The organism is Pseudomonas sp. NPDC089392, from assembly GCF_044749595.1.
GTDB lineage: Bacteria > Pseudomonadota > Gammaproteobacteria > Pseudomonadales > Pseudomonadaceae > Aquipseudomonas.
The window spans coordinates 1-10,601 of the sequence record NZ_JBIVIF010000081.1 but is presented as its reverse complement, the minus strand read 5'-3'; the positions used below and the strand labels follow the sequence as shown (position 1 = coordinate 10,601).

Genomic DNA, 10,601 nt, shown 5'->3' with positions numbered 1-10,601 from the left:
GGGTGGGGCGATGTCTCCCACGGTCTGTACTGCTGTGAACAGTCAGAATCGGCTTTTTCGTCCCACCACCCCTTCAAGTATCACCATACAAGCGGGTTTACCCGCGAAGAGGCCGGTACAGGTGATTACATCAACTTATCCACCCCAACCCACCCGCCATCAAACTCACCCATGGCATCCAGCACCGCCTCGCGGAAATACGCCAGCGATGCCCGATCGAACAGCAACTGCAGCGCCGGCCGCTGATCACTGCCCACATTCACCACAATCACATTGATCCGCGCCGCCGAGGTCTGCGCCACCGCCCCAACCGGAAACGCCTCGGCACGCAAATCCACCCCGCACAGCTTGGCCATCACCGCACTGGCATGCCCCCCCGACAACTGCAGCCAGGCATGGCTGTCCTGGCGCGGCAGCAGGTAATTGCGTTGGGCATCCTGCACCCACTCGGCCTCTTCGCCCGCCACCCTGGCCCCGTCATCGGCCAGGCTGCCCAGCAGCAGGTATTCGGTCTGCGACAACCGCGCTACCCAGCCACCCTCTTCCTGGCGCACGGCCTGGTTGGGTAACGACGGCAAACGGTAGCCACGTTTCTGCAGGTAGGCAGCGCTGTCACCGCCACGGAACCCAACCCGCGCCAACTCGGTCAGGTCAGTCAACGCACAGGTGTGCAACAGCTCAGCCCGCGGGCTGCGAGGAACAAACGCTTCGGCTTGCAAACTGGTCATGGCTCAGAGCTCCTGGCGCAGGTTGTCGGGGTCGTGGAACGGCAGTGGCACCACCTTGGCATTGACCATCACGCCGCCTTCCACGCGGATCGGGATGTGCATGCCGGGCGTGGCCTGGTGGGCGCCGGCATACGCCAGGCCGATGATCTGCCCCAGGGTTTGCGAATACTCGCAGGAGGTGACGTTGCCACTGATGTCTGGCCCATCCAGTACCAGGTGGCCTTCCAGTGGTTTTGGGCTGCCCTTGGGCAAGGTGAAACCGACCAGCTTGCGCTTGAGCGGCTGCGCTTCAAGAATTTCGATCGAACGCTTGCCGACAAAGAACGGCTTCTTGCGGCCAATGGCCCACTGCATGTCGATCTCTGCCGGGTGGGTCATGCCGTCGGTGTCCTGGCTGATGATCACATGGCCTTTTTCCAGGCGCAGCAGGCGCTGGGTCTCGACGCCAAACGGACGAATGCCCAACCCGGCGCCGGCCTGCATCAAGGCATCCCACAGGCGTTCAGCGTGGCGCGCCGGTACGTGTATTTCATAGCCCAGTTCACCGACAAAGCCGACCCGAAGGATGCGTGCCGCAATGCCAGCCACCTTGCCCTGGCGCACGCCGAGGTAAGGGAAGGCCTCGGCCTTCAGGTCCACGTCATCACACACCTTGGCCAGCACCTGGCGTGACAGCGGCCCGGCCAGGTTGACCGCGGCCAGCGCGGCAGTGACGTTGGTGATGTCCACGTCCAGGCGCCATTGCGCGTTCCACTTCAGCATCTGCTGGTAGATGCGGTCGACACCGCTGGTGGTGGCGCTCACGTAGAAGTGCTGCTCGCCCAGGCGGGCACAGACGCCATCGTCGATCACAACGCCATGCTCGTTGGTCATCAGCGCGTAACGGGTGCGACCGATGGCCAGTTTGGCGAAGCCGAAGGTATACAGGCGCTCCAGCAGCTCAGCGGAATCCGGCCCGCGTACATCGAGGCCGCCGAGGGTGGAGACGTCGATCAGGCCGACTTTCTCGCGCACATGGCGGGCCTCTTCCTGCATGCAGCGCTCGCGGTCCTCAGGCTTGCCGTAATAGGCCGGGCGCTGCCAGATACCGGCAGGCATCATTTTCGCCCCAGCTTGCACGTGGCGACGGTGCATTGGCGTTTGCCGGTACGGGTCGAAGGCGCGGCCAGCGACATGCGCCAGCTTTTCTGCCTGGAAGGGGGGGCGGGCGGTGGTCACCCCGGTTTCGCTGATGCTGCGGCCAGTAGCATGGGCCACCAGGCGCGCGGTAGGCAGCGCCGAGTGGCGACCCTGGGACGGGCCCATGCCGACCGTGGAAAAGCGCTTGACCAACTGCACGTCGCGGTAGCCGCTACGGGTGGCGTTGACGATGTCGCGCACTTGCAGGTCTTCGTCGAAGTCGACGAAATCCTTGCCTTTGGGGTGGGGGAAGATCGGCCACGGGAAGTTGACCTTGGCTTCGGCGCTGAACACTGGCAGCGCCGGTGCTTCAAGGCCCAGCGCTGCCACTGCTTCGGCAGCCCCGCGTGTGGCGTCGGCCAGCACGTTGGCCAGCGCGTGACGGCCATTCACGGAACCGGCGATATCCAGCCCGGCCGGCAGGTTGCTGATGGCAAACTCATCGCGGTTGACGTCATAGGCCAGCTTGCCGCCGGCCTGGCACAGCAACTGGTACACCGGCATGTAGCCCGCCGACATGCACAGCAGGTCACAGGCCAGGCGCAGGCCATGCGGGCCGACCTTGCCCTGGCCGGTGATCGGACGAATGTCCACGCCACTGACATGGCGCATGCCGGCATCGTGCAGCGCCTCGTACACGGTGCTGCCCAGGTGCACGGGGATATCGCGGCGCTTCAGTTCGGCGGCCAGCGCCGCATCGGCCGGCGCGGCACGCATGTCGACCACCGCCGCCACGGCCACGCCTTGCTCCTGCAAATCGAGCGCGGCCAGGTAGCCGTCATCGTGGCCGGTCAGGATTACCGCGCGCTGGCCTGGCTTGACCGCGTAAAGCTTCATCAGCCGCTGGGCGGCGCTGGTCAGGATTACGCCCGGCAGGTCGTTGTTGCGGAACACCACCGGCTGGTCGAACGAACCGGCCGCCACCACGCAGCGGTTGGCGCGCACCTTGTACAGGCGCTTGTGCTGAATCACCGGCAGGTAGTTGTCGGTGAACCAGCCGTTGCAGGTGGCCTCCAACAATACCTGGATGTTCGGGTGGCCCTCGACGGCAGCCAGCAGCTCCTGGCGCAGGCTGGCGCCACGGGTGCCGGCAATGTCGAAGCGGGCGTAGGTGAGCGAGCCGCCCAGTACGGGCTGCTGCTCGATCAGCAACACCTTGGCCCCGGCATTGGCTGCGTCCAGCGCCGCACGCAGGCCCGCCGGGCCGGCGCCGATAACGGCCACATCAACAAACAGATAAGCCTTGTCGTAGTACTGCGGCTTGAAGCCGAGGTCGAGCACGCCCAGGCCAGCCTTCTTGCGGATCAGCGGCTCCCACACCTTCCACATGCCCTTGGGCTTGTAGAACGAGCGGTAATAGAAGCCCACCGGCATGAAGCGTGAGAACTTGCCCAGGTAGGCATCGCGGTCGTGCTCCAGGCTGCCGTTGAAGTTCTGCCCCTCGGCCACCTGGCCATCACGAGCAGCCTCCAGGTCGGCCAGCACATTGGGCTCGTCCGGCAGTTGCACCAGGGTGTTGGCATCCTGCCCGGCCATGCTCAGTGGGCCGCGTGGGCGGTGGTACTTGAACGAGCGCGACAGCAACCAGCGGCCGTTGCCGAGCAGGACACTGGCGATGGTGTCACCGGCAAAACCCGAACAGGCCTGGCCGTCGAACTGGAAACGCAGGGGCCGCTCGCGGTCGATCAGCAGGCCCATGGGCGCGGGGAGGCGAGTGTGGCTGTTCATCCGGCAATCTCCGGTGTGGCGGTTGGGGCAAAGTCGACGCGGCGGTCGAACAGCTCTTTGGGGTCGAAGGTGCGCAGCACCTGGTCACTGACGGTGTGGCGCTCGGCCAGGAACCAGTAGCTGGAGGCGTTGTGCAGCCACCACTCCAGCACTACCCCGGCCAGGTTGTCGCTGTTGAACACATAGTCGGCCCATTCGATGTCGCTGCAGTTGGCCGGGTCGGGCATGTGCTTGAATTCGCCGCCGTAGGTGAACTCGCTGATGTTGCGCGGGCCGTTCAAGGGGCAGGTCAGGATCTTCATCGTCGTGTGCTCCTAGTGGCTGGCCGCGGTGGCGCCCATTTCGTTGACTTGCTGGAAGCGGCTGAAGCGCTCCAGGGCGAATGGCGCGATCAGCTCGGGTACCTTGCCGCCGCTGGCGACCAGCTCGGCCATGGTCTTGCCGCAGATTGGGGTGGCCTTGAAGCCCCAGGTGCCCCAGCCGGCGTCCAGGTAATAGTTGTCGACCGGCGACAGGCCCATGATCGGGCTGTAGTCCGGGGTCATGTCGGTCATCCCGGCCCACTGGCGCATCAGCTTGGCGTTGGCCATGAACGGGAACATCTCGATGGCGTGGGCCAGCAGGCTTTCCTTAAGGTCGAGGGTGGAGCGGGTGTTGTACAGCGGGTAAGGGTCGGAGCCGCCGCCGAAGACAATCTCGCCACGGCTGGTCTGCTGCACGTAGCAGTGCAGTGCCGACGAGCTCACCAGCGGGTCGAGGAACGGTTTGAACGGCTGGGTAACCATGGCCTGCAGCGGGTAGGTATGGATCGGCGCACGGATGCCGGCCTTGGCCATCAGCAGCGAGCTGGCTCCGGCCACCGCCTGCACCACGCAGCCGCATTGCACGGTGCCGCGGTTGGTCTTCACCGCTTCGATGCGGCCATTGCGAATCAGCAGGTCCTGCACTTCGGTCAGCTGGTGGATTTCCACACCGCGCTTGGCCGCCTGCTTGGCGTAGCCCCAGGCTACCGCGTCGTGGCGCGCGGTGGCGCCGTCGATATGCCACAGGCCGGCCAGCACCGGCAGGTGGCCGGGGTCCAGGTTCAGGCTGGGCACCAGCTCGCGGATCTGCTGGCGGTCGATCATTTCGGTACGGCCACCGAAGTGCTTGTTGACCTCGGCGCGCTGGCGGAAGGCGCGCACAGTGGCGTCGGTGTGCGCCAGGGTCAGTTGGCCGCGCTCGGAGTACATGATGTTGAAGTCGAACTCGTTCGACAGGTTCTGGAACATGCGCACCGATTCAGCGTAGAAGCGCACGCCTTCGGAGGTCAGGTAGTTGGAGCGGATCACCGCCGTGTTACGCGCGGTATTGCCGCCACCCAGGTAGGCCTTTTCCAGCACGGCGACGTTGGTTACGCCGTGGTACTTGGCCAGGTAGTAGGCGATGGCCAGGCCGTGGCCGCCGGCGCCGATGATCACCACGTCATAGCGCGGCTTGAGTTCGCACGGTGGCGGCAAGTCGACCTCCACCGGGTAGTCGGCGCTCAGGCCGTATTTCAGCAGGGCGAAAGGCATGCGGTGCGCTCCTGGTGGGCGGCCTGTTGCTGCAGGTCGAGGGCGAGCAAAGTGTTTTTCATCAGGTAGGCGATGGTCATCGGGCCGACGCCACCGGGCACCGGGGTGATACCGGCCACCTGGGGCAAGGCGGCGGCGAAGTCGACATCGCCGACCAGGCGGCTGTGGCCGCCCTCATCGATGCGGTTGATGCCGACGTCGATCACCACTGCGCCGGGCTTGAGCCAGTCGGCACCAATCAGTCGAGGCTTGCCCACCGCGGCTACCAGAATGTCGGCCTGGCGGCACAGCGCCGGCAGGTCTTGGCTGCGCGAGTGCACCAAGGTCACTGTGCAATCAGCCTGCAGCAGCAGCGCCGCCATAGGTTTGCCGACGATGTTCGAACGGCCGACCACCACGGCATGCTTGCCACGCAGCTCGCCACAGGCATCCCGCAGCAGGCGCATGCATCCGCTGGGCGTGCATGGGGTGAGCACGTCGCGGCCTTGGGCCAGGCCGCCGACGTTCTCGCTGTGGAAACCGTCCACGTCCTTGAGCGGGTTGATGGCCTGCAACACGCGATGCTCGTCGATGTGATTGGGCAAAGGTAGTTGCACCAGGATGCCGTTGACCTCTGTATCGCGGTTCAGGCGCTCGATCAGGGTCAGCAGTTCGGTCTGGGTGGTGTCGGCGGGCAGGCGACGTTCCAGCGAGCGGATACCCACTTCTTCGGCGCGCAGCACTTTGTTGCGCACGTACACCTGGCTGGCGGCATCGGCGCCTACCAGCACCACGGCCAGGCCCGGTTGCACACCGCCTTCGCGCAGCTGTTGCACTTGTTCGCGCACCTCGGCCAGCACCCGCGCCGCCGTGGCCTTGCCGTCGATCAACTTGACGCTGGGAATGGCGTTCATTTGAAGATCACCGTGCGGTCGTGGTTAAGGAACACCCGGTGTTCGAGGTGGTACTTCACGGCGCGGGACAAGGCGATGGTCTCGGTGTCGCGGCCGATGGCCACCAGGTCGTCCGGGGCGTAGGCGTGGTCCACGCGCTGCACTTCCTGCTCGATGATCGGCCCTTCGTCGAGGTCGCTGGTCACGTAGTGGGCGGTGGCGCCAATCAGCTTGACCCCGCGCTGGTAGGCCTGGTGATAAGGTTTGGCGCCCTTGAAACCAGGCAGGAACGAGTGGTGGATATTGATCGCCCGGCCCGACAGTTGGCGGCACAGGTCGTCAGAGAGGATCTGCATGTAGCGCGCCAGCACCACCAGTTCGGTGCCGGTGTCCTCGACGATGCGCAGCAGCGCGGCTTCCTGTTCTGCCTTGGTTTCCTTCGTGACCGGCAGGTAGACAAAGCGGATGCCCTGGCGCTCGGCCATCGGGCGCAGGTCGAGGTGGTTGGAGACCACGGCGGTGATCTGCATGTCCAGCTCGCCCTTGGCATGCCGGTACAGCAGGTCGGACAGGCAGTGGTCGAACTTGCTCACCATCAGCAGCACGCGCATCGGCCGGGCGCTGCTGTGCAGGCTCCACTGCATGTCGAAGCGCTGGGCGACATCGCTGAAGCCGGCTTCCAGCTGCGGCGTGTCACCCGTGGTACCGGTGTTGTAGCGGAACACCGCGCGCATGAAAAAGCGCCCGTTGTCCTCGTCGTCGAACTGCGCCATCTCGCTGATGTAGCAACCGTGCTCGGCCAGGTAGGTGGTCACCGCCGCGACGATGCCGGACACGGCCGGGCAACTGACGCGCAGGATGAAGTGATCGGGAGCGGGGTGCATGTCGGATAGGCCTCGTGATGGAGTGGGGCAGGTCGGGCACAAGGGCAAAAGAGGCTTCGCGATAAGCGAAGGGGTGTTTCTTGATAGGAATATAAATTTCCTTTAGGCGATTTATAGGCGAAGTGAGGGGTGGCGGTCCAGAGCTTTATGAATTTTTTTATCCTGACAGGAAAGTTTTTTGCAGCCAGCGGGCTTTTGTAGGAGCGGCCTTGTGTCGCGAAAGGGCTGCACAGCAGCCCCAGCAATTTGTGCATCTGCGCTGAAACCCTAGGGCTGCTTCGCAGCCCTTTCGCGACACAAGGCCGCTCCTACAGGTCCGCGATAGGGCCGCTACAGGCTGAAGCAAAAACTGGCTATGCTTGCTCCATGACCAGCTCTCCACCTTTGCGCCAACCTTGCCCCCCTGGCGCCTGCATTTGTGGCCGCGAACACCTGGCCGACCACCCGCAGACAGCCCAGCGCATCCTCCTGCTGACCCGCCAGGAAGAAAAACGCCTGCTCGAACGCCTGGAAAACCTCAAGGACCTGGAAGACCTGCAGCGCCTGCAGCAACGCCTGTACGAAAACCTCGGCATCCGCGTGCACATTGCCCCTGGCTTCAACGAAGTACGGACCATGCGCGGCATCGTCATCGAACTGGACGACCAGCCCGGGCTGTGCCGCAAGACCCGGCAATCTATCCCGGCGGCTATCCGGCGGGGGCTGGAGCGTAATCCGCAGGTGGCCTTCCGGCTGCTTGATACCCACGACCTGTTGCGGGATGCCTGATGGCAGCCCCGTCTCGATCCCTGGAGCGGCCTACTAATTTTTTCGTCATACCCTACGTCTACTTGAAAGCCCCCCTGCGCCAAGCCCGCAGCGGCACTCATCATTCAAGGAGACAGGCAATGACTTCCGTTTTCGACCGCGACGATATCCAGTTCCAGGTAGTGGTCAACCACGAAGAGCAGTACTCGATCTGGCCCGACTACAAAGCCATCCCCAACGGCTGGCGTGCGGTAGGCAAAAGCGGCCTGAAGAAGGACTGCCTGGCTTACATCGATGAAGTCTGGACCGACATGCGCCCGCTGAGCCTGCGCCAGAAAATGGCTGAAGCCGCCGCCCAGTGACCGCGCTGAACCTGCTGTGCCTGCCGTACTCCGGTGCCAGCGCCATGGTCTACAGCCGCTGGCGGCGCAAGCTGCCGGCGTGGTTGCAGGTACGCCCGGTCGAGCTGCCCGGGCGCGGTGCGCGTATGGCCGAGCCACTGCACACCGACATGCAGGCGCTGGCCCGGCAACTGGCCAACGAGCAGCGCCTGGCGGCCAGTGCGCCGTACGCGTTGCTCGGCCACAGCCTGGGCGCATTACTGGCTTTCGAATTGGCCCACGAGCTGCAAGCGCTGGGCTGCCAGGCGCCGCTGGCGTTGTTCGCCTGCGGTACGGCGGCACCGACCCGGCGCGAGGATTACGATGGCAAGAACTGGCGCGAGCCTAAAAGCGACGCCGAACTGATCAGCGAGTTGCGCGAGCTTCAGGGCACGCCCGAGGAAGTGCTGGCCAATGCCGAGTTGATGAGCCTCACCCTGCCGACCCTGCGCGCCGATTTTCTGCTGTGCGGTACCTACGCCTACCGTCAGCGGCCGGCCCTGAAGTGCCCGCTGCATGTGCTGGGTGGCACCGATGACCGGGCCAACGATGAACAACTGCAGGCCTGGGGTAAAGAAACCCATGGCAAGTTTTCGCTGCAGATGTTCCCCGGTGGCCACTTCTTCATCCATGAACATGAAGACCGCGTGCTCGACGCACTGACCGCATCGCTGCAACCGCTGCGGCTGACAGCCTGATTGACGTCACCGCTTGCCTGGGGGAGGCTAGGGCTTTACCCAGGCAAGGGGCAGACAATGCTGATTGATCCACACAAGGCCACGCTGCTGGTCGTCGACATCCAGGAAAAACTCATCGGCGCCATGAGCGACCCCGAAGGTACTCGGGCGCAGGCCCGCTGGCTGCTGGCGGCGACTGCCGAGCTGGAGCTGCCGACGGTGATTTCCGAGCAGTACCCCAAGGGCCTTGGCCATACCCTGGCGGAGCTGCTGGCCGCCACACCGGCCGCCGAGGTGGTGGAGAAAAGCCATTTTTCCTGCGTGGCCGCCGAGTGCCTGCCGCCCAGCTTGATGGCGCGTGAGCAAGTGATCGTCTGCGGTATGGAAACCCACGTCTGCGTGCTGCAGACCGTGCTTGGCCTGCTGGCGTTGGGCAAGCAGGTGTTCGTGGTCGAGGATGCCTGCGACAGCCGCACCCCGGCGAGCAAGGCAGCGGGGCTGGCGCGCATGCGAGCCGGCGGGGCGCAGGTGGTGACCCGCGAGATGGTGCTGTTCGAACTGATGGGTAGTGCCGGCCACCCGCTGTTCCGCCACATCAGCAAAACCTACCTGGTCGGTGAACAGCCCTGAACGGCCGGTTACTGGCTGCCGGGTTGATGGCCCTGGCGCTGCTGCAAGGCTGCGCCGGGCGCCGTGAAGAAGCACCCGAAGCGGACCCGGCCAAGGTCCGCGCGCAACTGCTGCGGCTGTTGCCCACCCAGACAAAGGACCGTGAGGGCTGGGCACGCGACATCCAGGTGGCGTTCGCCGCTCAGCGCATTGCCGCCAGCAAAAGCAACCTGTGCGCGGTGCTGGCGGTGACCGAGCAGGAATCGACCTTCAACGCCGACCCGCAGGTGCCCAACCTGGGGCGCATTGCCCGCGAGGAAATCGACCGCCGCGCCGCGCGCCTGCATATCCCCAAGCTGCTGGTCGACGGTGCACTGAAGGCACCTTCGGGCAACGGCCAGAGCTACCAGCAGCGCTTGCAGGCGGTGCGCAGCGAGAAACAGCTGAGCGAACTGTACGACGAAGTCATTGCCGGGGTGCCCATGGGCAAGACCCTGCTCGGCGGGCTCAACCCGGTGCACACCGGCGGGCCGATGCAGGTCAGCATCGACTTCGCCGAAAAGCATGCGCAGGATTACCCCTATAGCCGCAATGGCAGCATCCGCCAGGAAGTGTTCACCCGGCGCGGCGGCATGTACTTTGGTATCGCTCACCTGTTGGGCTATCCGGTCAGCTACGACCGCAAGCTGTACCGCTTTGCCGATTTCAACGCCGGTTGGTACGCCAGCCGCAACGCGGCGTTCCAGGCGGCACTGAGCAAGGCGACGGGGGTGAAGCTGGCGCTGGACGGCGACCTGGTGGCGCCTGGGGCGATCATGCCGGGTACCACCGAACTGGCCGCGCGCAAGCTGGGGGGGAAGCTTGGGTTGCGTAATCCGCAGATTCGCAGCCAACTGGAGGAGGGCGACAGTTTGGCGTTCGAGGACAGCAAGCTGTACAGCGGGGTGTTTGCCCTGGCCGATGCTGCAGCTGGCAAACCGGTGCCACGGGCGGTGTTGCCGGGGATTGAGCTGAAGAGCCCGAAGATCACCCGCAAGCTGACCACGGCGTGGTTTGCCGGGCGGGTGGATGAGCGTTATAAGCGGTGCCTGAAGCGGTAACTTTCAGTCACCGGCTATGAGTACCTTGTAGGAGCGGCCTTGTGTCGCGATGGGCTGCGCAGCAGCCCCGGGGATTTCGAGGTACATTTGGGGCTGCTGCGCAGCCCATCGCGACACAAGGCCGCTCCTACAGGGACCGCG

Annotated in this window: 11 protein-coding genes; 5 read left to right on the top strand and 6 right to left on the bottom strand. The window is 64.7% G+C overall.

Annotation, left to right across the window (positions count from 1 at the left end; translation table 11 throughout):
* Positions 1 to 125: 125 nt before the first annotated feature.
* The 6 genes from ACIP1G_RS31565 to purU are packed head-to-tail and all read right to left on the bottom strand — an operon-like array spanning position 126 to position 6,947.
* On the bottom strand, positions 126 to 728 hold the full coding sequence (locus ACIP1G_RS31565; RefSeq protein WP_400744465.1) for a sarcosine oxidase: 603 nt from the start codon (positions 726 to 728) through the stop codon (positions 126 to 128).
* A gap of 3 nt (positions 729 to 731) precedes the next feature.
* Complete coding sequence (locus tag ACIP1G_RS31560; protein WP_400744463.1) at positions 732 to 3,635, bottom strand: FAD-dependent oxidoreductase; 2,904 nt, start codon at positions 3,633 to 3,635, stop codon at positions 732 to 734.
* Complete coding sequence (locus ACIP1G_RS31555) at positions 3,632 to 3,937, bottom strand: sarcosine oxidase subunit delta (protein ID WP_400744460.1); 306 nt, start codon at positions 3,935 to 3,937, stop codon at positions 3,632 to 3,634. The genes ACIP1G_RS31560 and ACIP1G_RS31555 overlap by 4 nt, the downstream gene beginning before the upstream one ends.
* Before the next feature lie 12 nt (positions 3,938 to 3,949).
* Positions 3,950 to 5,191 (bottom strand): FAD-dependent oxidoreductase, encoded by a 1,242-nt coding sequence (locus ACIP1G_RS31550; RefSeq protein WP_400744457.1) that lies wholly within the window; start codon positions 5,189 to 5,191, stop codon positions 3,950 to 3,952.
* Positions 5,173 to 6,084: a bifunctional methylenetetrahydrofolate dehydrogenase/methenyltetrahydrofolate cyclohydrolase FolD gene (gene folD / locus ACIP1G_RS31545; RefSeq protein WP_400744454.1), complete on the bottom strand. Its 912-nt coding sequence runs from the start codon at positions 6,082 to 6,084 to the stop codon at positions 5,173 to 5,175. The genes ACIP1G_RS31550 and folD overlap by 19 nt, the downstream gene beginning before the upstream one ends.
* Positions 6,081 to 6,947, bottom strand: coding sequence for a formyltetrahydrofolate deformylase (purU, locus tag ACIP1G_RS31540; protein WP_400744451.1), 867 nt, complete (start codon positions 6,945 to 6,947; stop codon positions 6,081 to 6,083). Before purU ends, folD begins: the two co-directional genes overlap by 4 nt.
* Positions 6,948 to 7,313: 366 nt before the next feature.
* On the opposite strand from purU, the gene ACIP1G_RS31535 reads away from it, so the two are divergent.
* From ACIP1G_RS31535 to ACIP1G_RS31515, 5 genes are all read left to right on the top strand, one after another.
* Positions 7,314 to 7,715 carry a hypothetical protein gene (locus ACIP1G_RS31535; protein WP_400744448.1) on the top strand — a complete coding sequence of 134 codons (402 nt, stop codon included), beginning with the start codon at positions 7,314 to 7,316 and terminating at the stop codon, positions 7,713 to 7,715.
* Positions 7,716 to 7,834: 119 nt separating this feature from the next.
* On the top strand, positions 7,835 to 8,056 hold the full coding sequence (locus tag ACIP1G_RS31530) for an MbtH family protein (protein WP_003256222.1): 222 nt from the start codon (positions 7,835 to 7,837) through the stop codon (positions 8,054 to 8,056).
* Positions 8,053 to 8,772 carry a thioesterase II family protein gene (locus tag ACIP1G_RS31525; RefSeq protein WP_400744444.1) on the top strand — a complete coding sequence of 240 codons (720 nt, stop codon included), beginning with the start codon at positions 8,053 to 8,055 and terminating at the stop codon, positions 8,770 to 8,772. The genes ACIP1G_RS31530 and ACIP1G_RS31525 overlap by 4 nt, the downstream gene beginning before the upstream one ends.
* A 57-nt stretch (positions 8,773 to 8,829) precedes the next feature.
* A complete protein-coding gene (locus tag ACIP1G_RS31520) occupies positions 8,830 to 9,381 on the top strand; it encodes a hydrolase (RefSeq protein WP_400744441.1) in 552 nt (183 codons plus the stop codon).
* A gap of 26 nt (positions 9,382 to 9,407) precedes the next feature.
* Positions 9,408 to 10,460: a DUF1615 domain-containing protein gene (locus ACIP1G_RS31515; RefSeq protein WP_400744438.1), complete on the top strand. Its 1,053-nt coding sequence runs from the start codon at positions 9,408 to 9,410 to the stop codon at positions 10,458 to 10,460.
* Positions 10,461 to 10,601: the final 141 nt, after the last annotated feature.